Annotated in this window: 16 protein-coding genes; 6 read left to right on the forward strand and 10 right to left on the reverse strand. The window is 74.0% G+C overall.

Going from position 1 to position 26,175, the window contains the following annotated elements:
• Positions 1-225 precede the first annotated feature (225 nt).
• Positions 226-957, forward strand: coding sequence for a response regulator (locus ACH4SL_RS08510; protein ID WP_398442707.1), 732 nt, complete (start codon positions 226-228; stop codon positions 955-957).
• Positions 958-1,005: 48 nt separating this feature from the next.
• On the opposite strand, the gene ACH4SL_RS08515 is transcribed toward ACH4SL_RS08510, so the two are convergent.
• Together ACH4SL_RS08515 and ACH4SL_RS08520 are read right to left on the reverse strand one after the other, a co-directional pair.
• Entirely contained in the window at positions 1,006-2,193 is a 1,188-nt protein-coding gene (locus tag ACH4SL_RS08515) for a winged helix-turn-helix domain-containing protein (protein ID WP_398442708.1), read from the reverse strand.
• Positions 2,194-2,290: 97 nt separating this feature from the next.
• Positions 2,291-2,893, reverse strand: coding sequence for a GNAT family N-acetyltransferase (locus tag ACH4SL_RS08520; RefSeq protein ID WP_398442709.1), 603 nt, complete (start codon positions 2,891-2,893; stop codon positions 2,291-2,293).
• A 269-nt stretch (positions 2,894-3,162) separates the two neighbouring features.
• Between ACH4SL_RS08520 and secA the strand changes: the two genes are divergently transcribed.
• Entirely contained in the window at positions 3,163-5,970 is a 2,808-nt protein-coding gene (secA, locus tag ACH4SL_RS08525) for a preprotein translocase subunit SecA (protein WP_398442710.1), read from the forward strand.
• Positions 5,971-6,035: 65 nt separating this feature from the next.
• On the opposite strand, the gene ACH4SL_RS08530 is transcribed toward secA, so the two are convergent.
• On the reverse strand, positions 6,036-6,551 hold the full coding sequence (locus ACH4SL_RS08530; RefSeq protein WP_398442711.1) for an Rv3235 family protein: 516 nt from the start codon (positions 6,549-6,551) through the stop codon (positions 6,036-6,038).
• Between the two features lie 138 nt (positions 6,552-6,689).
• Here ACH4SL_RS08530 and ACH4SL_RS08535 point away from each other — a divergent pair, with 138 nt between their 5' ends.
• The 3 genes from ACH4SL_RS08535 to ACH4SL_RS08545 all read left to right on the forward strand — a co-directional run bounded on the left by ACH4SL_RS08535 (position 6,690) and on the right by ACH4SL_RS08545 (position 13,308).
• Positions 6,690-7,196: a DUF6912 family protein gene (locus ACH4SL_RS08535; protein WP_398442712.1), complete on the forward strand. Its 507-nt coding sequence runs from the start codon at positions 6,690-6,692 to the stop codon at positions 7,194-7,196.
• Between the two features lie 202 nt (positions 7,197-7,398).
• Positions 7,399-8,052 carry an HAD family hydrolase gene (locus ACH4SL_RS08540; RefSeq protein WP_398442713.1) on the forward strand — a complete coding sequence of 218 codons (654 nt, stop codon included), beginning with the start codon at positions 7,399-7,401 and terminating at the stop codon, positions 8,050-8,052.
• 285 nt (positions 8,053-8,337) lie between these two features.
• Complete coding sequence (locus ACH4SL_RS08545) at positions 8,338-13,308, forward strand: NAD-glutamate dehydrogenase (RefSeq protein WP_398442714.1); 4,971 nt, start codon at positions 8,338-8,340, stop codon at positions 13,306-13,308.
• Between the two features lie 52 nt (positions 13,309-13,360).
• On the opposite strand, the gene ACH4SL_RS08550 is transcribed toward ACH4SL_RS08545, so the two are convergent.
• The 7 genes from ACH4SL_RS08550 to ACH4SL_RS08580 all read right to left on the reverse strand — a co-directional run bounded on the left by ACH4SL_RS08550 (position 13,361) and on the right by ACH4SL_RS08580 (position 23,726).
• On the reverse strand, positions 13,361-14,860 hold the full coding sequence (locus ACH4SL_RS08550) for a hypothetical protein (RefSeq protein WP_398442715.1): 1,500 nt from the start codon (positions 14,858-14,860) through the stop codon (positions 13,361-13,363).
• 85 nt (positions 14,861-14,945) lie between these two features.
• Entirely contained in the window at positions 14,946-16,481 is a 1,536-nt protein-coding gene (locus ACH4SL_RS08555) for a DUF6020 family protein (RefSeq protein WP_398442716.1), read from the reverse strand.
• Positions 16,478-17,080: a class I SAM-dependent methyltransferase gene (locus ACH4SL_RS08560; RefSeq protein ID WP_398442717.1), complete on the reverse strand. Its 603-nt coding sequence runs from the start codon at positions 17,078-17,080 to the stop codon at positions 16,478-16,480. The genes ACH4SL_RS08555 and ACH4SL_RS08560 overlap by 4 nt, the downstream gene beginning before the upstream one ends.
• Before the next feature lie 67 nt (positions 17,081-17,147).
• The gene (locus tag ACH4SL_RS08565) at positions 17,148-18,185 is read right to left on the reverse strand and encodes a glycosyltransferase family 2 protein (protein WP_398442718.1); all 1,038 of its coding nucleotides are present in this window, start codon (positions 18,183-18,185) and stop codon (positions 17,148-17,150) included.
• Positions 18,182-19,078 (reverse strand): glycosyltransferase family 2 protein, encoded by an 897-nt coding sequence (locus tag ACH4SL_RS08570; protein ID WP_398442719.1) that lies wholly within the window; start codon positions 19,076-19,078, stop codon positions 18,182-18,184. Before ACH4SL_RS08570 ends, ACH4SL_RS08565 begins: the two co-directional genes overlap by 4 nt.
• A complete protein-coding gene (locus ACH4SL_RS08575) occupies positions 19,075-19,509 on the reverse strand; it encodes a DUF2304 domain-containing protein (RefSeq protein ID WP_398442720.1) in 435 nt (144 codons plus the stop codon). The genes ACH4SL_RS08570 and ACH4SL_RS08575 overlap by 4 nt, the downstream gene beginning before the upstream one ends.
• A 119-nt stretch (positions 19,510-19,628) precedes the next feature.
• Positions 19,629-23,726: a CDP-glycerol glycerophosphotransferase family protein gene (locus ACH4SL_RS08580; protein ID WP_398442721.1), complete on the reverse strand. Its 4,098-nt coding sequence runs from the start codon at positions 23,724-23,726 to the stop codon at positions 19,629-19,631.
• A gap of 187 nt (positions 23,727-23,913) precedes the next feature.
• Between ACH4SL_RS08580 and ACH4SL_RS08585 the strand changes: the two genes are divergently transcribed.
• Positions 23,914-26,160 carry a CDP-glycerol glycerophosphotransferase family protein gene (locus ACH4SL_RS08585; RefSeq protein WP_398442722.1) on the forward strand — a complete coding sequence of 749 codons (2,247 nt, stop codon included), beginning with the start codon at positions 23,914-23,916 and terminating at the stop codon, positions 26,158-26,160.
• Positions 26,161-26,175 lie beyond the last annotated feature (15 nt).

Here is a 26,175-nt window from a genome sequence, read left to right on the forward strand (position 1 = left end):
GCCCAAACCCACAACCCCCCCGGGCGGGGGCTTGCCCGCCGCCGCGGGGGGGGGGGGGGGGGGCCGGGCCCGGGTGCCGGGGCGGCCCCGCCCCCGCGGGGGCGGCCCCCCCCCGGTCGGCCCCCCCGCGGCGGTGCCCCAGGGCTCGCCCTGGGGCACCGCCGCGCCAGGACGTGAAATGCTGGACCGGCAGTGGGGCAACTGTGGTCTGACGGGGAGGATTTGATGCCGGAATTCGCGCACCGGGCTGCCGGTGGTGGCGACTCCGATCCCGACGCGGACGGCCCGGCGCCCGCCGAGCCGATCCGGGTCCTGGTGGTCGACGACCACGCGCTCTTCCGGCGGGGGCTGGAGATCGTGCTCGCGCAGGAGGAGGACATCCAGGTCGTCGGCGAGGCCGGGGACGGCGCCGAGGCGGTGGAGAAGGCCGCCGACCTGCTGCCCGACATCGTGCTGATGGACGTGCGCATGCCGCGCCGCGGCGGCATCGAGGCGTGCACCTCCATCAAGGAGGTGGCCCCCAGCGCCAAGATCATCATGCTGACGATAAGCGACGAGGAAGCCGACCTCTACGAGGCGATCAAGGCCGGGGCGACCGGCTATCTCCTCAAGGAGATCTCCACCGACGAGGTGGCCACCGCGATCCGCGCGGTGGCGGACGGGCAGTCGCAGATCAGCCCGTCGATGGCGTCCAAGCTGCTGACCGAGTTCAAGTCGATGATCCAGCGCACCGACGAGCGGCGGCTGCTGCCGGCGCCCCGGCTGACCGACCGGGAGCTGGAGGTGCTCAAGCTGGTGGCGACCGGGCTGAACAACCGCGACATCGCCAAGGAGCTGTACATCAGCGAGAACACCGTGAAGAACCACGTCCGCAACATCCTGGAGAAGCTCCAGCTGCACTCCAGGATGGAGGCCGTGGTCTACGCGATGCGGGAGAAGATCCTGGAGATCCGCTGACGGGCGGCCCCGCCCGCGGGGCGGCGGTCCGCCCCGCGCCGGGTCGGCTCAGCGGCGGTCGTGGGTGAGCCGCACGGCGGCGGCCAGCGGCTCGCGCAGTGTCTCCGGCAGCACCCGCTCCACCCGGGCCTCCACGCAGCCCACCCATCCCGCCGCCTCGGCGATGGCGTCCGCCGCGGGCTGCACCGCCTTCGGGCCGTCCAGCGTCACCTGCCGGGCGACCAGGGTGCTCCCCTCCCGCGCCGGGTCGACCCGGCCCACCAGCCGCCCGCCCGCCAGCAGCGGCATCGCGAAGTAGCCGTGCACCCGCTTCGGCTTGGGGGTGTAGGCCTCCAGGCGGTGGGTGAAGCCGAAGATCCGCTCCGTCCGCGGCCGGTCCCAGACCAGCGAGTCGAACGGCGACAGCAGCGTCGTACGGTGCCGGCCGCGCGGTTCGGCCGCGAGCGCCGCCGGATCCGCCCACGCGGGCTTGCCCCAGCCCTCGACCTCGACCGGCACCAGGTCCGTACCGTCGATGACCGCGGCGACCTGCTCGCCCTTGAGGCGGTGGTAGTCGGCGAGGTCGGCGCGGGTCGCCACGCCCATGGCGGCGCCGGCCTGCGCTACCAGCCGCCGCATGCACTCGGTGTCGTCCAGCTCGTCGTGCAGCAGCTCGGCGGGGACGGCGCGCTCCGCCAGGTCGTAGACCCGCTTCCAGCCGCGGCGCCGGGTGCAGACCACCTCGCCGGTGTCCAGCAGCCACTCGACGGCGATCTTCGTCTCCGACCAGTCCCACCACGGGCCGCCGTTCTTGGCGCCGCCCAGCTCCGTCGACGTCAGCGGGCCGTCGGCCTTGAGGCGGTCCAGGACGGCGGCGCAGGAGCGCTCGGCGTCGGCCAGTACGTGCCAGCGGTGGCCGCGCGCCCGGCGCGCCCGGCGGCGGAAGGCGAAGTGCGGCCACTCCTCGACGGGCAGGATGCACGCGGCGTGCGACCAGTACTCGAAGGCGTGGTCGTCCGACCAGTAGGCCTCCTCCACCGCCTGCCGGCCGACCGCGCCCAGCCGCGCGTAGGGGACCAGTTCGTGCGAGCGGGCCAGCACCGAGATGGTGTCCAGCTGCACGGCCCCGAGCGCGCGCAGCACGCCGCGGGTGCCGGCCCGCCGGTCGGGGGCGCCGAGGAATCCCTGGGCGCGCAGGGCGATCCGGCGGGCCTCGTCGGCGGACAGGGAGAGCTGGGGAGGCGGCAGCGCTGTCATGGGGGCCAGGCTAGGGGGAGCCACTGACAATCGCCCCTGACCTGCGCCGACGCCTTCCCTGGTCGGGATTCGGGCCTGCCGGGCAGGCCTTGCCGGGTCAGTCCGCGGGCCGCGCCGGGTCGTACGGCAGGTACGGGGTCGCCGTCGCGAGGCCCAGGTCCGAGGGGAGCAGCGCGCCGATCCAGGTGTCCCGGCGGGTGCCGCGCTGGGAGATCTTGGCCCGCTGCGTGCCCTCCATGACGAAGCCGAGCCGCAGCGCGACCGCCCGCGAGCCCTCGTTGCCGGCCTCGGCGTACCACTCCAGCCGCTCCACGCCCAGGCCCTCGAAGGCCCACCGGCACACCGCGCGCGCCGCCTCGACGGTGTAGCCCTTGCCGCGCTGCTCCTTCACCGTCCAGTAGCCGAGCTCCGCCTGGTGCACGGGGGCGCCCAGTTGCGCGAGCCTGACCAGGCCCATGGAGCTGACCAGGGCGCCGCTCTCGCGGGTGAAGACACCGAAGTTGTACATGGTGCCGTCCCGCCAGCCCTGCGGGCTGATCCGCTCGACGAACTCCGCGGCGTGTTCGCGGGTGTACGGCGACGGCACGCTCGTCCAGCGGGGGATCTCGGGGTCCTGGCACGCGGCGAACACCGCGTCGGTGTCGGCGGGCTCCAGTTCGCGCAGGTACAGGCGGTCGGTGGTCAGCGTGACGGACTGCATGCCGGATACGCACCTCTCTGTCGGGGGCAGGGCCGCGAACGGGCGGGGGTTTCGCGGAAAGGACCCGGGAAACGGGCCGTACAGGCGGCTCCCCGGCCGAGTATTGCTGGCGCCGGGGCGGCGGAAAACCGTTTTGCCGCCGCCGGGCCTCCCGGCCCGATGCTCTCCTCGCTTACGATGGCCGTTGCAGCGGGGCCTCGGCAGACAAAACCCCTGCTGTGCCCAGCGCGGCAACCGCGCCAGGCCCGACCGGCAAGGAGCCAGCCTACGTGTCCGTCATCACCAAGATCATGCGTGCAGGCGAAGGCAAGATCCTGCGCAAACTGCACCGCATCGCGGACCAGGTCAATTCCATCGAAGAGGACTTCGAGAGCCTTTCCGATGCCGAGCTGCGGGCCCTCACCGACGAGTACAAGGAGCGGTACGAGGGCGGCGAGAGCCTCGACGACCTGATGCCCGAGGCGTTCGCCACGGTGCGGGAGGCCTCGCGGCGCGTGCTGGGCCAGCGGCACTACGACGTGCAGTTGATGGGCGGCGCGGCCCTGCACATGGGCTTTGTCGCCGAGATGCGCACCGGCGAGGGCAAGACGCTCGTCGGCACCCTGCCCGCGTACCTCAACGCGCTGTCCGGCAAGGGCGTGCACCTGATCACCGTCAACGACTACCTCGCCGAGCGCGACTCGGAGTGGATGGGCCGGGTGCACAAGTTCCTCGGCCTCACGGTGGGCTGCATCCTCGCCAACCAGTCGCCGGCCGAGCGCCGCGAGATGTACGCGTGCGACATCACGTACGGCACGAACAACGAGTTCGGCTTCGACTACCTGCGCGACAACATGGCCTGGTCGAAGGACGAACTCGTCCAGCGCGGCCACAACTTCGCGATCGTCGACGAGGTCGACTCGATCCTCGTCGACGAGGCCCGCACACCGCTGATCATCTCCGGCCCCGCCGACCAGGCCACCAAGTGGTACAGCGACTTCGCGCGCCTGGTGCGCCGGCTGAACCGCGGCGAGGCCGGCGGTATCGGCAAGGAGGAGACCGGCGACTACGACGTCGACGAGAAGAAGCGCACGGTCGCCATCCACGAGTCCGGCGTCTCCAAGGTCGAGGACTGGCTGGGCATCGACAACCTCTACGAGTCGGTCAACACCCCGCTCGTCGGCTACCTGAACAACGCCATCAAGGCCAAGGAGCTCTACAAGAACGACAAGGACTACGTCGTCATGGACGGCGAAGTCATGATCGTCGACGAGCACACCGGCCGTATCCTCGCCGGCCGCCGCTACAACGAGGGCATGCACCAGGCGATCGAGGCGAAGGAGGGGGTGGACATCAAGGACGAGAACCAGACGCTCGCCACGATCACCCTGCAGAACTTCTTCCGCCTCTACAGCACGCTGTCGGGCATGACCGGTACGGCCATGACCGAGGCCGCCGAATTCCACCAGATCTACAAGCTGGGCGTGGTGCCGATCCCGACGCACCGCCCGGTGGCGCGCGTCGACCGCCCGGACCTGATCTACCGCACGGAGGAGGCGAAGTTCGCGGCCGTGGTCGAGGACATCGTCGAGAAGCACGAGAAGGGCCAGCCGGTGCTGGTCGGCACCGTGTCCGTCGAGAAGTCCGAGTACCTGTCGGCGCAGCTGTCCAAGCGCGGGGTGCCGCACGAGGTGCTGAACGCCAAGCAGCACGACCGTGAGGCGTCGATCGTCGCGCAGGCCGGCCGCAAGGGCGCGGTCACCGTCGCCACCAACATGGCCGGCCGCGGTACCGACATCAAGCTCGGCGGCAACCCCGACGACCTGGCCGAGGCCGAGCTGCGGCAGCGCGGCCTGGACCCGATCGAGCACGTCGAGGAGTGGGCCGCGGCCCTTCCGGCGGCGCTGGAGCGCGCGGAGGAGGCCGTCAAGGCCGAGCACGAGGAGGTCGTCGACCTCGGCGGGCTGTACGTGCTGGGCACCGAGCGGCACGAGTCGCGGCGTATCGACAACCAGCTGCGTGGCCGCTCCGGCCGCCAGGGCGACCCGGGCGAGTCCCGCTTCTACCTCTCGCTGGGCGACGACCTGATGCGGCTGTTCAAGGCGCAGATGGTCGAGCGCGTGATGTCGATGGCGAACGTGCCCGACGACGTGCCGATCGAGAACAAGATGGTCACCCGCGCCATCGCCTCGGCCCAGTCGCAGGTCGAGCAGCAGAACTTCGAGATCCGCAAGAACGTCCTGAAGTACGACGAGGTGCTCAACCGGCAGCGCGAGGTCATCTACGGCGAGCGGCGCCGCGTCCTGGAGGGCGAGGACCTGCAGGAGCAGGTGCAGCACTTCATGGACGACACGATCGACGCGTACATCGACGCGGAGACCAGCGAGGGCTTCGCCGAGGACTGGGACCTCGACCGGCTGTGGGGCGCCTTCAAGCAGCTCTACCCGGCCAAGGTGACCATCGACGAGCTGGAGGAGGAGGCCGGCGACCGCGCCGGGATCACCGCCGAGTTCATCGCCGAGGCCGTCAAGGACGACATCCACGCGCAGTACGGCGAGCGGGAGAAGTCGCTCACCGAGGAGATCATGCGCGAGCTGGAGCGCCGCGTGGTGCTGTCGGTGCTGGACCGCAAGTGGCGCGAGCACCTCTACGAGATGGACTACCTCCAGGAGGGCATCGGGCTGCGCGCCATGGCGCAGCGCGACCCGCTGGTGGAGTACCAGCGCGAGGGCTTCGACATGTTCACGGCCATGATGGACGGCATCAAGGAGGAGTCCGTCGGCTACCTGTTCAACCTGGAGGTCCAGGTCGAGCAGCAGGTCGAGGAGGTGCCGGTGCCGGCCGACGCGGAGGCCGACGTCCAGGACGAGGCGCCGTCGCTGACCAAGGAGCGCCCGGAGATCCGCGCCAAGGGCCTGGAGACGCCCAAGCGCGCCGACCGGCTGCACTTCTCCGCGCCGTCCGTGGACGGCGAGGGCGGTGTCGTGGAGGGCGAGTTCGCCGGTGCCCCCGCGGACGCCGCGCCGGCCGCCGAGGACGGCACGACGCGCGCCGAGCGCCGCAAGGCCGCCAAGGGCGGGCGGCGCCGCAAGAAGTAGCCGCGAGGCTGCCACGACCGCCGGCCGGGGGCCGGGTCCCGCGAGGGGCCCGGCCCCCGGCCGCGTCATGCCGCCTCCACGGCGGTGCAGCGCCAGCGCTCGGGCCCGTAGCCGGTGGCGGCGTCCGGGCCGCCGGCCTCCAGCCGGAAGGCCAGCGCGCGGAAGACGTCCTGGTCCAGGCACACCACCGCGCAGACCTCCAGTGCCCCGCCGGGGGTGCGGAAGGGGTAGCAGCGGTACACGAAAGGGGTACGGCCGCGGGCGCCGCGCGGGCGCCAGTCCGCCCGCCGGGCGTGCAGCTCCCACAGCCGCTGGTACGCCTCGTCGCGGACCTTGCCGGCCAGCATCGTCAGCGGCTGCCGCCCGGTCAGGACGTCCAGCAGGCGGCCGGCGAACCAGTCGTGCGGCGACTGCGGGCGCAGCACCCCGCCCGGCCCCCGGCCCGCGGGCGGCCGTCCGGCGGGGCGGCGCGGGTCCCGGCGGCCGGGCGGTGCCGCGCCCGCGCCCCGGGGCCTGCGGGGCGGTGCTCCGGCGGCAGGGCGCGGGGTGGGGGCGGCGGGCTGGTGCGGTGGCTGCGTCACGGTGGCTCCCCAAGATCGTTACCGGCTGGTAGTCCGGTTCTAGGGGGCGTTCCGGCGGCCGGGCAAGCGCGTCGGGCGCTGTGCGAAGCCGCCGCGGAATTCACCTATCAGGCTGGTTGCGCACGTATGCTTCACGCCATGCGCGTCTATATTCCGACGACCATTGCGGGACTCGCCGAGGCGTACAAGGCGGGTGAGGTGGGGCCCGCGCCCATCGACGCCTTCGCGGTGACGCCGAGCCTGCGCGAGTGGTACGTCTCCGACGACATAGAGGAACTGGAGTACGCGGCGCTGACCAGGGCCGCCCAGGCGTCGCTGCGGCTGCTGGCCGTCCACCCCGATCTGCCGCGCCGCCGCACCGTCGTCGCCGTGGACGTGCCCGACGCCGCGGTGCGCTTCGACCCCGACCGCGGGCTGGACCCGGCCGCGCTGGGCGAGGTGCGGCTGGGCCGCCCGGTGCCGCTGTCCGACGCGGCGGCCGTCCATCTGGACTCGGACGAGGCCGAGGGCGACGTGTCCGCCGCCGCGGCCGCGCTGGGCGCCGCGGACGCCGGGGACGACGACGCGCAGTTCACGGTGGACGGCGCCGAGGACCACGAGCTGCTCTGGTACGCGACGCAGGAGATCCCCAACCTGATCGGGTGAACGGCCGGTCCGCCCCGCGGCCGATCACCCGTATGTGCGTACCGTGCGACCGTCGGGTCGGCGGGTGGTCGTACTGTCGGGAAGTCCGGACGTCGGGAGGTCCGACCGTCCCGCTGGCCGGTGTTCGGAACGTCGCACCGCGGGCGGAGTTATCCACAGGCCGTGAGACGGGGCGGGGGCTCACGCGAGTACGGTTCCTTCCATGAGCACGCATCTCGTATGGGACTGGAACGGAACCCTCCTCCACGACATCGACGCGGTGATCGAGGCCACCAACGCCTCCTTCGCCGAGATCGGCCTGTCCCCGATCACCCTCGACCGCTACCGCGAGCTGTACTGCGTGCCCGTGCCCCGGTTCTACGAGCGGCTGATCGGCCGGCTGCCGTCGGACGCCGAGTGGGAGGTCATGGACAGCGCCTTCCACCGGCACTACTGGCGGCTCGCGGAGTCCTGCAGCCTCGCCGAGGGCGCCGCGGAACTGCTCGCCGCACGGCAGGCGGCGGGGCTGACGCAGTCGCTGTGCTCGCGGGCGCCGCACGCCGAGCTGGTGCCGTTCGTCGCCTCGTACGGCATCACCGAGCGCTTCCTGCGGGTCGACGGCCGCACCGACTCCTCGACGGCCGGCAAGTCCGAGCAGATGGTCCGCCACCTCCGCTCGCTCGGCGACGTCGACCCGCGCCGGGTCGTGGTGATCGGCGACGCCCTGGACGACGCGGCCGCCGCCGCGCATGCCGGCGCGCACGCGGTGCTCTACACCGGCGGCTCGCACAGCAGAGCGGCCCTGGAGGCCTCCGGGGTGCCGGTGGCGGACACCCTGGCCGAGGCGGTCGAGCTCGCCGAGCGAATAGCCTCCTGACGGATCGCCGCAGGTCGGGGCCCGATCACGGCGCCATTCTGTCCATCAGGGCCAAAGGTGGCCGGTGCATTTGTACGAAGACGTCGCCTGACAGCCCTCCCGGGCGGAGCGATAGCCTGGACGCCGTGATCACTGGTGATCCGTTCTCCAGGGGCGGGTTCGTGCCGACGCGCACGACCGACCCCTTTCCCGGCACAGCGCCGTCCCGCAGCGGAAACCCCGCGTACCGGTACGTCGTGCCATCAACCGACGTCACGCAATGGCGCGCGACAGGAGTCAGAAGAGATGCAGAGCAAGCTGGACGAAACCAAGGCCGAGCGGCTGGCGCAGGCGGCGCAGGTCGGTGAGCACAGCCAGCAGGGGAGGCTGCCGGGCCAGGGACTCGACGCGGAGGCCCTGAGCGCGTTCCTCCAGCGGTACTACCTGCACAGCGCACCGGAAGACCTGGTCGACCGCGATCCGGACGACATCTTCGGGGCGGCGCTGTCGCACTACCGGCTCGCCGAGGTACGCCCGCAGGGCACCGCGAACGTCCGGGTGCACACCCCGACGGTGGAGGAGAACGGGTGGCAGTGCAGCCACACCGTCGTGGAGGTCGTCACCGACGACATGCCCTTCCTCGTGGACTCGGTGACCAACGCGCTGACGCAGGCCAACCGCGCGATCCATGTGGTGGTCCACCCGCAGTTCACCGTCCGCCGGGATCTGACGGGCAAGCTGCTGGAGATCCTCCCCGCCGGGGTGGAGCCGGACGCGGGGGCGCTGCCGCACGACGTGCTCGTCGAGTCCTGGATCCATGTGGAGATCGACCGCGAGACCGACCGGGCCGACCTCCAGGAGATCACCGCCGACCTGCGCCGGGTGCTGTCCGACGTGCGGGAGTCCGTCGAGGACTGGGCCAAGATGCGGCAGGCCGCGCAGTCCATCGCCGACGAGCTGGCAGCGAGCCCGCCGCCGCTGCCGAAGCAGGAGATCGACGACGCGCTGGAGCTGCTGCGCTGGCTCGACGGCGACCACTTCACCTACCTCGGCTACCGCGAGTACGAGCTGATCACCGAATCCGCCGAGGACGGCGGCGGCGAGGACGTGCTGGTCGCCGTGCCGGGGACGGGCCTGGGCATCCTGCGCTCCGACCCGCAGCACCCGCAGGCCGACAGCACCCACCCCGGCCACCCGGGGCACCCCAACTCCCCGTCGTTCAGCCGGCTGCCCGCCGACGCCCGGGCCAAGGCCAGGGAGCACAAGCTGCTCATCCTGACCAAGGCCAACAGCCGCTCCACGGTGCACCGCCCGTCGTACCTGGACTACGTCGGGGTGAAGACGTTCGACGCCGAGGGCAATGTCACCGGCGAGCGGCGCTTCCTGGGGCTGTTCTCGTCGGCCGCCTACACCGAGTCGGTACGGCGGGTGCCGGTGGTCCGCCGCAAGGTCGAGGAGGTGCTGGCGGGCGCCGGCTTCTCCGCCGACAGCCACGACGGCCGCGACCTGCTCCAGATCCTGGAGACCTACCCGCGCGACGAGCTGTTCCAGACCCCGGCCGGGACGCTGCAAGCCATCGCCACCAGCGTGCTCTACCTCCAGGAGCGCCGCAAACTGCGGCTGTTCCTGCGGCAGGACGAGTACGGCCGCTACTTCTCCGCGCTGGTCTACCTGCCGCGGGACCGCTACACCACCGCGGTGCGGCTGCGGCTGACGAACATCCTCCAGGAGGAACTGGGCGGCCGCAGCGTCGACTTCACCGCCTGGAACACCGAATCGGTTCTGTCCCGGCTGCACTTCGTGATCCGCATCGACCCCGGCGGCTCGCTGCGCGAGCTGACCGACTCCGACGTCGAGCACATCGAGAACCGGCTGTCGGAGGCCACCAGGTCCTGGTCCGACGGCTTCGCCGAGGCGCTGACCGCCGAGTGCGGCGAGGAGCGGGCCGCCGAGCTGCTGCGCCGCTACGGGCAGGCCTTCCCCGACGGCTACCGCGCCGACTTCCCGCCCCGGGTGGCGGTCGCCGACCTCCAGCACTTCGAGCACCTCGGCGAGGACGACTTCACCCTCAGCCTCTACGAGCCGGTGGGGGCCGCGCCCGAGGAGCGACGCTTCAAGATCTACCGCACCGGGGCGCCGGTGTCGCTGTCCGCGGTGCTGCCGGTGCTCCAGCGGCTCGGCGTCGAGGTGGTCGACGAGCGCCCCTACGCGCTGCGCCGCTCCGACGGGTCGCGGGTGTGGGTCTACGACTTCGGGCTGCGGCTCGACCCCGCGCTCGGCGACCTCGGGGAGGACGCCCGCGAGCGCTTCCAGGAGGCCTTCTCCGCGGCCTGGACCGACCGCGCGGAGAACGACGGCTTCAACTCGCTGGTGCTGCGCGCGGGCCTGGACTGGCGGCAGGCGATGGTGCTGCGCGCCTACGCCAAGTACCTGCGGCAGGCCGGGTCCACCTTCAGCCAGGACTACATGGAGGACACCCTCCGCACCAACGTCCACACCACCCGGCTGCTGGTCAACCTCTTCCAGGCGCGGCTGTCCCCCGACCACCAGCGGGCCGGCAGCGAGCTCACCGACGGCATCCTGGAGGAGCTGGACGGCGCGCTCGACCAGGTCGCGAGCCTCGACGAGGACCGCATCCTGCGCTCCTTCCTCAGCCTGATCAAGGCGACGCTGCGCACCAACTACTTCCAGCGCGGCGACGACGGGCAGCCGCACCGCTACCTGTCGATGAAGTTCGACCCGCAGGCCATCCCCGAACTGCCCGCACCCCGGCCCGCGTACGAGATCTGGGTGTACTCGCCGCGGGTCGAGGGCGTGCACCTGCGCTTCGGCAAGGTCGCGCGCGGGGGCTTGCGCTGGTCCGACCGCCGGGAGGACTTCCGCACCGAGGTGCTGGGCCTGGTCAAGGCGCAGATGGTGAAGAACACCGTGATCGTGCCGGTCGGCGCCAAGGGCGGCTTCGTCGGCAAGCGGCTGCCCGACCCGGCCGCCGACCGCGACGCGTGGCTCGCCGAGGGCATCGACTGCTACCGGACCTTCATCTCCGGCCTGCTCGACATCACGGACAACCTGGTGGCCGGCGAGGTCGTCCCGCCGCAGAACGTGGTGCGGCACGACGGCGACGACACCTACCTGGTGGTCGCCGCCGACAAGGGCACCGCGTCCTTCTCCGACATCGCCAACGAGGTCGCCGTCTCCTACGGCTTCTGGCTCGGCGACGCCTTCGCCTCCGGCGGCTCGGTCGGCTACGACCACAAGAAGATGGCCATCACCTCCTCCGGCGCCTGGGAGTCGGTCAAGCGGCACTTCCGGGAGATGGGCCTCAACACCCAGGAGGAGGACTTCACGGTCGTCGGCATCGGCGACATGTCCGGTGACGTGTTCGGCAACGGCATGCTGCTGTCCGAGCACATCCGGCTGGTCGCCGCCTTCGACCACCGGCACATCTTCCTGGACCCCACCCCGGACGCCGCCACCTCCTACGCCGAGCGGCGCCGGCTGTTCGACCTGCCCCGCTCCAGCTGGGCCGACTACGACACCTCGGTCATCTCCACCGGCGGCGGCGTCTACCCGCGCACGGCCAAGTCCATCCCGGTCAGCGCCGCGGTGCGGGCGGCGCTCGGGATCGAGAAGGGCCCGGGGGCGCCCAAGCTCACCCCGGCCGAGCTGATGAAGGCGATCCTCCAGGCCCCCGTCGACCTGCTGTGGAACGGCGGCATCGGCACGTACGTCAAGGCCTCCACCGAGAGTCAGCTCGACGTCGGCGACAAGGCCAACGACGCGATCCGCATCGACGGCGCGGACCTGCGGGTCAAGGTGGTCGGCGAGGGCGGCAACCTGGGCTTCACCCAGCTGGGCCGGATCGAGTTCGCCCGCTCCGGCGGCCCCGAGGGCACCGGCGGCCGGATCGACACCGACGCGATCGACAACAGCGCCGGGGTGGACGCCTCCGACCACGAGGTCAACATCAAGATCCTGCTCAACGGTCTGGTGACCGACGGCGACCTGACCGTCAAGCAGCGCAACACGCTGCTCGCGGAGATGACGCACGAGGTCGGCAACCTGGTGCTGCGCAACAACTACGCGCAGAACGTCGCGCTCGGCAACAGCATGGCGCAGGCGGGCAGCCTGCTCCAGGCGCACCAGCGGTTCATCCGGCGGCTGGTGCGCGACGGCCATCTGGACCGGGCGCTGGAATTCCTGCCCACCGACCGGCAGATCCGGGAGCGGGCGGGCGCCGGGCAGGGCCTCAGCGAGCCGGAGATGGCGGTGGTCCTCGCCTACGCCAAGATCACCACGGCCGACGAGCTGATCGGTACCGGCCTGCCCGACGACCCCTACCTGCGCGGGCTGCTGCACGCGTACTTCCCCGTGCCGCTGCGCGAGCGCTTCGCCGCGCAGATCGACGCGCACGCGCTGCACCGCGAGATCATCACCACGCTGCTGGTCAACGACACGATCAACACCGCCGGCACGACCTTCCTGCACCGCTTCCGGGAGGAGATCGGCGCGACCACCGAGGAGATCGTGCGGGCCCACACCGCGGCCCGGACGATCTTCGGGCTCGGCGGGATCTGGGACGACGTCGAGGCGCTGGACAACCGGGTGACCGCCGAGGTCCAGACCCGCATCCGGCTGCACTCGCGGCGGCTGGTCGAGCGCGCCACCCGCTGGCTGCTCAACAACCGGCTGCAGCCGCTGCAGATCGCCGAGACCATCGACCACTTCGAGGACGGGGTGGCCGCGGTCTGGTCGCAGCTGCCGAAGCTGCTGCGCGGCGCCGACCTGGAGTGGTTCGACACCGTGCACGGCGAGATGACCGGCAGCGGGGTGCCCGAGGAGCTGGCCACCCGGGTCGCCGGGCTGTCCTCGGCCTTCCCGGCGCTGGACATCGTGGAGGTCGCGCACCGCAGCGGCAAGGAGCCGCTGGACGTGGCGGAGGTCTACTTCGACCTCGCCGACCGGCTGCAGATCACCCAGCTGCTCGACCGGATCATCCTGCTGCCGCGCTCGGACCGCTGGCAGTCGATGGCCCGCGCCGCCATCCGCGAGGACCTCTTCGCGGCGCACGCGGCGCTGACCGCCGACGTGCTGTCCGCCGGGAACGGCGTGGAGACCCCCGAGCAGCGCTACCAGGCCTGGGAGGACCAGAATTCGGGCCTGATCGGCCGGGCGCGGACGACGCTGGAGGAGATCCAGGGCGCCGAGGAGTTCGACCTGGCGAGCCTGTCGGTGGCGATGCGCACCTTCCGGACGCTGCTGCGCACGCACCGCTGAGCCCGGCCCCGGGGGCGCCGGCGCGGTCCGGCGCCCCCGGGCGACGGGGGTCCTACGGTGCGATGCGGAAGAGGCGCTCGCCGGTGCGCGGGGAGGCCGCGACCAGGGTGACGCCGCGCGGGGCGGGGCGGCCGGCGGGGAGCAGCAGCCACCGCGCGCCGTAGCGGCGGGCGATCGCCGAGCGGCGGGCGGGGGAGGTGCCGCGGGCGAAGTACGTGCCGACGTCGGCCCAGCGGCGGTCCCGCTCGGCGGCCGGGGTGGACGGGTCGGGCCAGGTCGGGGCGGCCAGGAAGAGGCCGTAGGCGGGCAGCACGTGCAGCGGCACGGTGTCGTCCGTCAGGACGGTGTCGCCGACCGGCACCCGGTCCGCGACCCAGCGGTAGTCCGGCCAGCGTGCCGGATGCGGGGTCGCGACGGGCAGCCAGCTCTGCGGCACCACCGCACCGGCCTGCGCGAAGAGCGCGAAGCCCAGGGCCGCCGCGGCCAGTGGGGCGAGCACCGCCCGCAGCCGGGTCCACGGCGGCGCGGCCGCGACTTCCACCGCGAGCGCGAACTGCGGGGGGACGAGCAGCAGCCCGATGACCCGCCCGTAGGTGTAGTGGCCGCTCACCCAGCCGTATCCGGCGAGGAGGGCGTCGGCGGCGAACATCAGGGCCAACGGGTCGCGCAGCCGCCGCCGCGCCCGCAGGGCCAGCGCCGGCAGGCCCGCCAGGGCGAGGCCGTACCACTGCCAGGGGTGGGTGTAGAGGCGCCGGTGCACCGCGTCCACGGTGGTGTCGCCGGCCAGCGCGAAGACGTCGAAGTACGGCCACGCCGCCGCGGCCGCGACCCCCGCCGCCGCGGTGAGCCCCCAGCGCAGCCACACCGCGCGGGAACGGCCGCGCTGCCGCCCCGCCACGGTCGCCGCGATGCCGACGGCCGCGCCCAGCGCCGTGATCGGGTGGATCAGCAGCAGCGCCCCGCCCGCCGCCCCGAGCCCCGCGTGCTGCCACCACGAGCCGCCGCGCCGGGCCAGCCGGTCGCTCCAGGCCCACAGCAGAAAGGTCGCCCCGACGGCGAAGGTGCTCGGGTACGAGGCCCCGCGGGTCAGCGACCACACCCCGCAGAAGCCGCTCCACTCCTTGCTCTGCACCCCCCACAGCAGGGTGAAGGCCAGCAGCGCGTACACCGGCGCGAGGCGGCGCGTGCTCAGCGTCCGGGCGTAGGCGCCGACGCCCGTGACGAGCACCGCCAGATTCAGCGGCCCGGCCCAGCGCACCGCCTCCCACCCGGCGGCCCCGGTCAGGCGGGCGGCCAGCCCCAGCGCGACGATGTAGGGCGAGTAGTACGGGCTCCCGGCGCCGGATTCGTCCAGCAGCGGGTTCGCCGGATGCCACGGGTCGTCCCGGACGCGCTGGACGGCGGAGGCGTGCTGCCCGAAGTCCGACATCACCGGCGTGTGCCAGGCCACCACCGCGACCAGCAGCCAGAACGCGCCGCCGGCCAGCGCGTACGGCGACGGCCGCCACGCCAGCACCCGCGGCGCGACCGCGGCCCGCGCCTCACCCGTCACCACCCACCCCCGCCCCGGGCCCCGCCCGTCCGTACCCGTAACCGCCCCGCCGTCCCCGGCACCCCGCGCCACCCCCACCGCACCCTCACGCCGCCGGCTCCTCCTCCGGGCGCGGGGGAGCCGACCGGCCGCGGAAGACCCGGCGCCGGGGCGGGACGGGCTCCGGGGGCGGCCGGTCGGCGGGGTGCGCCGCCGCCAGCAGCGGCACCGACAGGAAGCCCAGCACCACCGGCGCCGCCATGTAGCGGAAGAGCCCCGCGGGCGTCGCGACCAGCACCGCGACCTGGAGCCCCACCGTGGTCGCGGCCAGCGCGAGGGCGGCCCGCAGCGGCCGCCGCCGCATCACCCGGGCCACGATCAGATACGTCGCCCAGCACCACAGCGAGCCCGTCCACAGCAGCCACGTCAGTTCCGGCGCGCGGGCGGCGGTGTAGGCCCACACGCCCGCGCGGTGCAGCGTCACGGACGGCACGTCGGTGCGCAGCGCGGGCAGCCAGCGGCTGCCCGCCATGGGGTGGCCGGGGAGCGCGTAGCCGAAGCGGTCGGCGGGGATCACCGGCGGCTGGACGTAGATGTCGGTGTCGTTGTGCGGCAGCGCCCAGGCGATCCGGCCCCGGCACAGATGCGCGGAGATCACCAGGTCGGGCCGCGCCTTGAGGACATGGCCCCAGACGTCCAGCAGCCGGCTGTTGAGCCGCTCGGCGGCGGGCCGGTCGAAGGGCGGGGCCATGAGCGGGTCGACCCAGGCGCAGTTGGCGCCGCCGCCCGACCAGTGCGACAGCGGCGCGACCTGCCGCATCACCGCGAGGTCCGAGCCGCGGAAGGAGTCCGGCGCGCGGTGGTAGGCGACGGCGATGTCGGCGTAGTTGAAGGCGTAGTACGAGCTGGTGCGCGGCGACTGGATGCCGACCGCCGGGTAGACGGCGAAGTTCAGGCCGAGCGCGGCCGCGGTCGGGATCAGCGTGACGGCCGCGATCCGCCGCCACCAGCGCGGGATCGCGGCGAGCAGCACCAGGCCCGCGACGACCACCGCGGGGTAGGCGTTGTTGCGGAAGACCGACAGGCCCGCCATGGCCGCGGCCAGCAGCCACCAGTGCGTCACGGGCCGCTGCCGCACCGCGAGGTGCGCGCACGCGCCGAAGGCCAGCACGGCGGCGATCGCGTAGGCGCTGTCCTTCCACACGAAGATGCCGAAGGTGCCGGTGGAGGGGATCACCACGACGGCCAGCGGGGCGAGGGCCGCCCACCGGCCGCGCACGCCGAGGGCGCGCAGCCCGTGGCAGGCGTAGCCGAGGCAGGCGGCCAGCACCACCGTCTGGAGGAAGGTCAGCGCGCCGAGCCCGCCGGTGATCTGCAGCGACAGCCACACCAGCACGTCGTAGGCGACGGAGTGGTCGCTGCGCCAGTGACCGGTCGTCACCTGCCAGACGTACGTGACCGTGTCGAAGCTCATCAGGCCCGGGTAGAAGGCCAGCCACCACAGCAGCAGCACGAACTCGCAGCCCGCGGCGACGGCGACGGGCAGCCGGGCGTGCGGCGGGACGCGGTCGGCGGCCCGCCGCAGCGCGGCCGGCGGCGGCAGGCGGCGGGCGCCGTCCTGCGGACCTGCGTCGATGCTCACCTGGCGGCCCGGCGGTCCGCCGAGGGGGCCGCGGGCACCGCGCAGACCATCACGAACTCGTTGTACTTGAAGACCCGTCCGGCCCGGCGCGGCAGCGGGAAGGAGTACATCCGGCGCACCGTGAGCCCGGCGGTCGCGGCCTCCTTCGCCAGCTCCTCGAAGCCGACGTAGCGCACGTGCGTGGCGTCGCTCGCGAAGCCCGCCTCCTGCGGGGTGATCAGCACGGCGCGCCCGCCGGGCCGGACGTACGGCAGGTAGGCGGCCAGCAGCGCGGTGGCCGTGTCGGCGTCGAGGTGCTCCAGGACGTGCGCGCACAGCAGGGCGTCGAAGGAGCCGGGCGCGAAGCCGGCGGCGGTGAAGTCGTCGGGCGTGTACGCGGTCAGGCCGCGCTCCCGGGCCGCGGCCACGGAGTACGCGTTGTGGTCGACGCCGACGCTGCCGGGCGGGCAGTGCTGGAGGTTGCGGCCCACCCCGCAGCCGATGTCCAGCACTCTGCCGAGGCGCAGCCGGCGCAGATTCCAGCGGTAGGGCGCCTGGGTGGGCAGCAGCCGCCGCGCCAGCAGGCGGGCGGTGTAGTCGGGGGTGGTGGTGTCGGACATTGCTGGGCTTTCACGCCTTTCACGTCACAGCTGGTACGGCCGGGGTGGCTGATACGGCTCCGGCGGCTCAGGGGGCATCCCGCCCGGAGGGCTCCGCCGCGGGTCCCGTCACGGGTTCCGGCGAGGGCGTGCCGGACTCCCGCGGTCCGGCCGCCGGGTCCGGCTCGTCCGCCCGGGGCGGCGGGGCCGCCGGGAGCGGGGCCCGGCGCGGGGCGAAGGCATGCCGGAGCAGCGCTTCCGCCGCCGGGCGGGAGGACGCGGCGGCGGGCAGCAGCGTCAGGGCGTGCAGCCGGGAGGACCAGTGGTGGCGCGCGGCGCGGGCGGCACGCGGCCAGCCGTGCGCGAGCAGCCGCGCGGAGGCGTCCAGGAAGAAGCCGCGGGCCTCGTCGAAGCGGGCGCCGGTCGCGGCCTGCGCGGCGGACGCGCTCTCCGCGTGCCGCCGGTAGCGGAAGCAGACCTCGGGGTCGGTGGCCAGCCGCCCGCCGTCCAGCAGCAGTTCGACGACGACGGCCAGGTCCTGGATCACGCCCAGGTCGGCGCGGAAGGGGTGGGCGCGCAGCGCGTCGGTGCGCCAGCACACGGACGGGAAGTACAGCCAGTTGCCGCGCAGCAGCGAGACCGCCAGGTCCTCGCCGCCGAGCAGCGCGGCAGCCCGGCGCACCCGGCCGGGCGCGTACAGCCGCTTCTTCGCGGTGTCGGTGAGCGTGCGGCACGGCCGCCCGTCGCCGTCCACGACCTGCACGCCCGGCTGCACCATGGCGGCGCCGGGGGAGCGGCGCAGCGCGCGCCGCACGGTCCGCAGATAGCCCGGGAGCATCAGGTCGTCGCAGCCCATGAGCACGACGTGCGGCGCGCGGGCCAGCTCCACGCAGCGGTTGAAATTGCCCGTCACCCCGAGGTTCTCGGGATTGCGCAGGTAGTGGACGCGCGGGTCGCCGAGCCCGGCGAACCACTCCGGCACACCCGGCTCGCGGCCGTCGTCCACGACGGTGAGCCGCCAGTCGTCCCCGTCCTGCGCCTGCACGCTGCGCACCGCCGCCCGGAGCAGGGCGACGTCGCCGTAGTACGGGATCGTCACGTCGAAGCGCACGCCGTCGCCGCTCATCGGTGGGCTCCTGGGGTGCGCGGCATACGGGGCAGGTCCGCGCGGGTCGGGGCGGGCACCCGGCGGGTCAGCGCGAGCAGCAGCACCAGGCCGGTGCGGGCCAGGTAGACCAGGGCGCGGCCCGCGGACTGGCTGGGCGCGCCCGCCGCGCGCGGCCGCATCGCGACCGGCACCTGGCACACGTGGTAGCCGCGGCGCAGCGCCCCCACCATGCTCTCGACGGTGTCGCCCAGGTATTCGGCCGGGTACCAGCGGGCGAAGAAGGCGATGAGGTCGCCGTTGCAGGCCCGGAAGCCGGAGGTGGAGTCGGTCAGCCGGGTGCCGGCGAGCGCGGACAGCACGAGGGACAGCAGCCGCATCGTCCAGCGCCGCGGGCCGCGCACCCGGTAGTCGCCGACGCCCGCGAAGCGCGCGCCGACCGCGAGGTCCGCGGTGTCCAGGGCGGCCAGCAGCGCGGGCACGTAGGCGGGGTCGTGCTGGCCGTCGGCGTCGACCTGCACGGCGGCGTCGTAGCCGTGGTCCAGGGCGTAGCGGTAGCCGGTGCGCATCGCGCCGCCGACGCCCAGGTTGTACGGCAGCCGCGCCACCATGGCGCCCGCGGTGCGGGCGGTCGCGGCGGTGAGGTCGGTCGAGCCGTCGTCGACGACCAGGATGTCCGCCCACGGCACCGCGGTCCGCAGCTCCTTGAGGACGGCGGCGAGCCCGGCCGCCTCGTTCCAGGCGGGCACGATGACCAGCACCCGGCGCGCCCCGCCCGGAGCCGCCGGGGCGGTGCCGGTCGTGGCGGACGTACCCGCGCCCGCGCCCGTACCCGCTGCCGTGTCCGTACGGGCGCCGCCGCCCGCTCCCGTGCCGAGGCCGGCGCCCGCGTCGAATCCCGCGCCCGACCTCATCCGGAGCGCTCCGGGCGCCGCGCGACGGGACCGGGGCCGGAGCCGGGACGCGGCCCGGACCCGGAGGCAGGTGCGGGGGAGGGGGCCGGGCCCGGGTCCGGGGCGTCGATCTCCGTCCTGAGCAGGGCGATCTCCTCGGCCAGCGTCCTGGTCTTCTCCTCCAGGCGGCTGGACTCCCAGCTCAGGTGCAGGCACACCAGGAGCAGCAGCACGATGCCCGCGAAGAGCACCAGGCTGACGCCCGACTTGATCCCGACGCTGCCCGCGACCGAGTCCAGCATCCACGGGAAGAGCCCCAGCGGGACGACCGCGGAGCCGACCGCGAGCCACAGGGCCGCGTACTTCTCCTTGAGCTGGTGGCGGCGCAGCAGCTCCAGGATGCAGGCCAGCAGGGCCAGTCCGGTGAGCGAGGTGATCACGGACAGCTGCACGGTGACGGCCTCCAGGAGGGGCTGTTGTGCCGGGGCGCGAAGGGCATGAGAGACCAAGGGGTGGGAGGGGGGCGGGGTTTTCGCGGGACACGGGGCGGGGGCGCGGCGCCCCCGCCTCATCAGATCCGCGGCCCGCGCAGAATCAGATCCGCCACGCGGGCGGCGGCATTGCCGTCGTCCAGATGGCAGAAGGCGGCGCGGAAGGCGTCGTACGCGTCCCCGTACGGCCCGACCGCGGCGGCGGGGTCGCGCAGTGCGGCGATCAGCTCCGCGGTGTCCGCGAGCAGCGGGCCGGGGGCCTGCGCCTCGAAGTCGAAGGTGAAGCCGCGCAGCGTGTCCCGCACGTGCGCGAGGTCCGGGGCGAGCAGCAGGACCGGGCGCCCGGTCACCGCGAAGTCGGCGAGCAGCGAGGCGTAGTCGGTGACCAGCACGTCGGCGGCGAGCAGCAGCTCGGCCAGGTCCTGGTGGCCGGACACGTCCCGCACGAAGCCCCTGCCGTCCGGCGCAGTGGGCACGGTGTCGGCGACGCGCGGGTGGGCGCGCACCAGCAGCACGTGCGTGTCGCCGAGTTCCGCCTCCAGCGCCGCGAGGTCGGCGGCGAGGTGCAGCCGCTGGTGCCCGGCGTCGTAGGCCTCGTCGTCGCGGACGGTCGGCGCGTACAGCACCACCGTGCGGCCCGGCGGGAGGGCGAGCCGGGCGCGCACCTCCTCGGCGACCTTCTCCCGGTCCTCGCCGCTGAGCAGGTCGGTGCGGGGCAGCCCGGTCTCGGCGGTCTCGCCGTGGAAGTCCAGCGCGCGGCGCAGCACGGGAGTGCTCTGCGCGTTCGGCGAGAGCAGCAGGCTCCACTGGTCGCCGCGGCGCGGCTGCGGCCACATGTGGGTGAGGTCCGCGCACAGGGTGCCGGCCAGGTCCTGGCCGAAGCGTTTGACGGGGCTGCCGTGCCAGGTCTGCACGACGTGCTGGCCGTCGCGGCGGCGGAAGAACGCGGGCAGGTGGGTGTTGGTGACGACGCAGCGGCTGCGCGCCAGCGCCTCGTACCAGGCGTGGCTGCCGATCACGACCGCGCGGGCGGCGGCCGGTACGGGCACGTTGCGGTCGGCGACCGCCCACACGTGCTCCATCGCCACGCCGCGGCGCACCAGCTCGCCGTGCACGGCGCGCGGCGAGTCGTCGCAGCGGCGGCCGTCGAAGCTGCTGTAGAGCACGGTCTCGGTCAGCTCGCGCCGCACCAGCACCGGGTAGCGGCGCTCGCGCAGCAGCCGCTGCCGGTACGGGCTGCGGTCCCCGGCCGGCACGGGGTCGCCTGCGGCGACGAAGAGGTGGTCGTGGAAGCGCCGGTCGACGGTGACCGGGCGGGCGCCCTCCGCCTCCGGGAGCGCCATCGGCAGCGCGGGCATCGCGGCCTGCGCGATCCGTACGGGCGTGTCCCGGCCGTCCGCCCGCAGGTGCAGATACCAGCGCCCGGCGTACGGGAGGTGCCCGACGTCCACGGACGCGGAAAACCGGGCGCCGCCGCCCGGCTCCTCCGCGACGCCGACGCTGACTCCGACGCCGGTCTCGGCGCTGTACGTGCCGTGCCGCAGCATGAGCCGCACGCCCGCGGCGCCGGGTGCGGCGGCTGCCGCCGCTGGGGCTTCGCCGTCAGGGCCCGGTTCGGCGCTGACCGCGTCCGCGGTTTCGCTGGTACGGCCCGGCTCGGCGGTTCCGCTTGCTGCGGCGGCTTCGTCGGTACGGTTCGGGAGGTCGGCGGCCCCCGCCTCGGTGTCGGGTGCGGCGGCTGCCGTGGCTGTGGCTTCGCCGTCGCGGCCCGGTTCGGCGCCGGCCGCGTCCGCGGTTTCGCTGGTACGGCCCGGTCCGGCGGCCCCGGTTGTGGCCGTGGTTTCGTCGGTACGGTCGGGCCGGTTGGCGGCTGCCGTCTCGGTGCCGGGCTCGGCTGCCGCCGTCGCGGCCTCGCCGTCAGGGCCCTGCTCGGGGCTGACCGCGCGTGGAGCCTCGCCGGTACGGTCCGGGCCGGCGGGTCCGTCCGGTGCCGCGGCCTCGTCCGGCGCCGCGGGCGCGACCGCATCGCCGGGCCCCGTGGCCTCCGCGCCGCCCTGCCCGGCAGCGGCCCCCGCGTTCTCCGTGGGCGGCTTCGCCGCGGGGCGTGGCGGGAGGGTGCCCTCGATCAGGAGGAGGCCCTGCGGGGTCAGGGTCAGGTGGTCGGCGAGGGCGTGGGGGATGCGGTCGCGGAGGACGAGGTTGCCGGCTGCCGTGTTCTCGACGGAGAGTTCGCGGGGCACGGGGCCGCTCGTGCCGCGTTCGTCGGCGGGGAGGGGGTAGCGGCCCGGGGGGAGGGCGCGGTCGAGGGCGACGCGGGCGGTGTTGCCGCCCGGGAAGACGAGGTCGGCGGTCCAGGTCGTCGTCGTCTCGGGGGCGACCTCCTTCGGCAGCCCGGTGAGGTCGGGCCGCGCGCGGCCCAGCCGGGCCAGCGGCACCTCGGCGGTCAGCGGCGTCCAGCCGCCCGACGGCTCGCCCGGCTCCAGCGGCACGTCGAGCACGGAGCCGCCCGTCTGCTGGGTGAGCCGCAGCGAGACCGGCAGGCGGGTGTCGCGGACGTCGAGCGCGAGCCGCAGCGTCGTGCCGTCGGCCCCGGCGCGGTGGCCGGTGAGGCGGCGGGTGACGGGCTCGACGGACAGGTGCAGCCGCCCGTCCTTGTACCAGGGCACGAGGCGGATGTCGTCGGTGAGCGGGAAGGGCACGGGGGAGGAGCCCGCGCCGGTCTCGGCGGCGCGCAGCGCGGCCGGGCGCAGGCCCGCGGCGCCCGCGACCACCACGCCGATCCGCCACTGCCCGGGCTTCCACTGCCCCTGCTCGCGCAGCCGCGCGGGGTCGACGGTGATCTCGAAGCCGGACCAGTCGTAGCAGTGGCGCTCCTGCCGCTGCTCGTCGGTGACGTCCGGCACCCGCACCGTACGCACGGGCAGCAGCAGCCGCCTGCGCCCGCAGGTGGCCACCGCGGTGGTGAACTGGGCGTGGCGGCCGCGGGCGTCGGCGTTGCGGACGTACGCATAGCCGCTGAGCACCAGCTTGCCCTCGCGCAGGCGCAGGTCGCGCAGCCGGGCGACGACGGGCAGGTCGGAGCGGCCCACCGCGGTCGCGGCGCGGGAGAGCGGCACGGGCGTGCCGTCCGGGCGGGGCAGGGCGGCGCGCTTGCGCAGCGGCGGGCCCGCGAGGTCGAAGACGGTACGCCCGCCGTGCTGTTCGTGGGCGAGGACGTCGAGCAGGTCGTCGAGTCGGCCCTCGCGGATCAGCTCCCAGCGCATCCGCAGCTCGACGGGCAGCCCGGGGAAGAGGTCCGGGTCGACGCGGGTGAGGTAGTCGGCGGTGCGCTCCATGAAGACCCGCCGGTAGTCGGGGCCCGCCATCGGCAGCGCCTCGATGAAGTAGAGCAGGTCGTCGGTGAGGACGGAGCGGTCGTAGTCCCGCTTGTGCCTGCTCCAGCGGGTGTTGGCGGGATCGGCGAGGAAGCGGGAGACGCCGTCGACGGCGGCGATGCGGTCGGTGACGCCCTTGACGTCGGTGCGCCGCCGGGTGATCGAGCCCTCCCGGATGCGCCAGTAGTACACGTGCTCGTGGGAGACGTCCACGGCCTCGGCGAGGAAGTGCGCGGGGATCGTCACCGGCGTGTCCTCGTAGAGGACGCCCTCGGGGAAGGCGAGCGCGTGCCGGTTCCAGAAGTCGCGGCGGAAGACCTTGTTCCAGGCCACCCGGTCCGACAGCAGGCCCAGGTCGCGGGTGACGTGGGTGCGGCTGACGGTCTTCGACATGCCGCGGTACTGCCAGGCCTGGCTGCGGCCGGCGGCGGTGAGCCGGTAGACGTTGCCGGTCGCGAAGTCCGATCCCGAGCGGTCCAGCAGCGCGGTGAGCCGGCCGTACGCGTGCGGCGGGAGGACGTCGTCGCTGTCGGCGAAGGTCAGGTACTCGGTCTCCGGGTCGGCGTGCCGGGCACCGGTGTTGCGGGCGTGGCCGAGCCCGCCGTTCTCCTGGGAGACCAGCCGGAAGCGGGAGTCGCCCGCGGCGAACGCGCGGGCGATGTCCGCACTGGCGTCCGTAGACCCGTCGTCGACCATCACCACGTCGAGGTCGGCCAGTGACTGCGCGGCGATCGACCGCAGGCACTCCTCCAGGTACTGCTCGACGTTGTACACGGGCACGACGACGGTCAAGCGGGGCGTCATGGGACGGCAACGCTCCTTTCAGTGGCGGCGGCAGACCATGCCGTGTGGTTCAACTCGCCGCGCCCTGAGCGGTCACCGAAGGTAGGCCGAACGAGCGACACGGCCCCGCAGATCGACACACGGTGCCCATGTGATTACCCTCGGAAGCTACCCCGCGCCGGAAACCACCGATCTGTCCAGGATGGTCATGCCCCGCTTCAGCGTCGTCGTCCCCGCCCACCGAGCGCAGGGCTTCCTGCGCGTCTGCGCCGAGTCCGTCCTCGGCCAGTCCTACGGCGACCTCGAACTGGTCGCCGTCGACGACGCCTCGCCCGACGCGTCCGGCGCGGTCGCCGCCGACCTCGCCGCCACCGACCCCCGGGTCCGCACGGTCCGGCTCGACGTCCACCGCGGCACCGGGCTCGCCCGGGACGCCGGCGCCGCCCACGCCACCGGCGACTACCTGCTCTTCCTCGACGCCGACGACGTCATGACACCCGGCACGCTGGCCGCCCTCGACGCCCGCCTCACCGCCACCGGCGACCCCGACGTGCTGCTCTTCGACCACGAGCGCTTCACCGTGTGGGAGAACGTCCAGGAGAGCGGCGACGCCGACTTCCTGGCCGCCGCGGGCGACCGCGTCTTCACCGCCGCCGAACGCCCCGGCTGCCTCGCCCTCCACCCCGCCGCCTGGAACCGCGCGGTGCGCCGCGACCACTGGACGGGGCACGGCTTCGCGTTCGGCGACGCCCCCTACGCCGACATCGCCGTCGCCGCCCGCGTGCTGACCGCCGCCGAGCGCATCGCCTGCCTGGATCGGGTGTGCGTACGGTGGCGCAAGCGCCGCTCCGGCAGCCTCACGACCACCCGCGGCCGCCACCACCTGGCCGTGCTCGACCGCTACGACGAGCTCTTCGCCGAGATCACCGACGGGCCGCAGCGCGCCGCGCTCTACGGGCAGATGACCGCGCAGCTCATGGCCGTCGGCGAGGACCGGCTCACGCCCGACGCCACGCCCGACTTCGTCCGCCGCGCCGGGCGGCTGCTCACCGACCACCGCCCCGCCGGCTGGACCGCCCCCGAGCCCGCCGAGGCCCGCTGGGTACGGGCCGCCGGCAGCGGCTCCTACCCGCGCTACCGCGCCGCCCTGGCCCTGCGTGCCCTCGCCGGCGGCGCCGCCCGGCGGCTGCGGGCCCACCGGCACGGGCTGGCCCGCGCGGCCTACCAGCGCTACTACCGGATGCGGCTGCGCCGCCCGATCGACCCGAATCTGGTCGTCTACGCCGCCTACTGGAACCGCGGTGTCGCCTGCAACCCCGCCGCGATCGCGCGCAAGGCCGAGGAGATCGCCCCGCACCTACGCGCCGTGTGGGTCGTCACCAAGCGCGACCGGGACGCGCTGCCGCCCGGCACCGACCACGTCGTGGTCAACACCCGCCGCTACTGGGACGTCCTCGCCCGCGCCCGCTACCTCGTCAACAACGCGAGTTTCACCGGGACGGTCGTCAAGCGCCCCGGGCAGACGTACGTCCAGACCCACCACGGCACGCCGCTCAAGCACATGGGCATGGACCTGCGGGCCCGGCCCGCCGCCGGCAAGGGCATGAGCTTCGGGCGGCTGCTCGACCACGCCGACCAGTGGGACTACTCGCTCGTCGCCAACCAGCACTCCGCGGAGGTCTTCGACCGCGTCTACCCCAGCGGCTACACCACGCTGCCCAGCGGGTACCCGCGCAACGACGTCTTCCACACCGCGGGCGCGGAGGAGGTACGGGCCGCGCGGCAGGCGCTCGGCCTCGCGGACGGCACGGTCGCGATCCTCTACGCGCCCACCCACCGCGACTACCAGCGCGACTTCGTGCTGCCGCTCGACCTCGGGCGGCTCGCCCGCGAGCTCGGGCCCGGGCACACGCTGCTGGTGCGCGCGCACTACTTCTACGGGGAGAGCCCCGAGCTGGAGGCGCTGCACGCGGCGGGGGCGATCGTGGACGTCTCCGCGCACCCGAGCGTGGAGGAGCTGTGCCTCGCGTCCGACGCGCTCGTCACCGACTTCTCGTCGCTGATGTTCGACTACGCGAACCTGGACCGGCCGATCGTGATCCACTCCGCGGACTGGGCGGCGTACCGCGCCGCGCGGGGCGTCTACTTCGACCTGCTGTCCGGCCGCCCCGGCGAGACGCCGGGCGCTGTCGCGCGGGACGAGGCGGCGCTCGCGGAAGCGTTCCGCTCCGGGGCGTACCGCGGCGAGGCCGCGGCTGCTCTGCGGGCGGCTTTCCGTACGCGCTTCTGCGCGTACGACGACGGGCTCGCGGCGGAGCGCGTCGTCCGCCGCGTGTTCCTCTCCGAGGAGGGGCTGCTTCCCTACCGGCCGCTGGAGGAGCGGCGTCCTGCGCCTGCGCCCGCGCTCGCGCCCGCTCCCGCGGAGACCTCGGCCCCTGCGGTGCCGGCGCCCTGACGCTCCGGGCTGCCA

This window comes from Streptomyces sp. NPDC021020, from assembly GCF_044333285.1.
Taxonomy (GTDB): Bacteria; Actinomycetota; Actinomycetes; order Streptomycetales; family Streptomycetaceae; genus Actinacidiphila.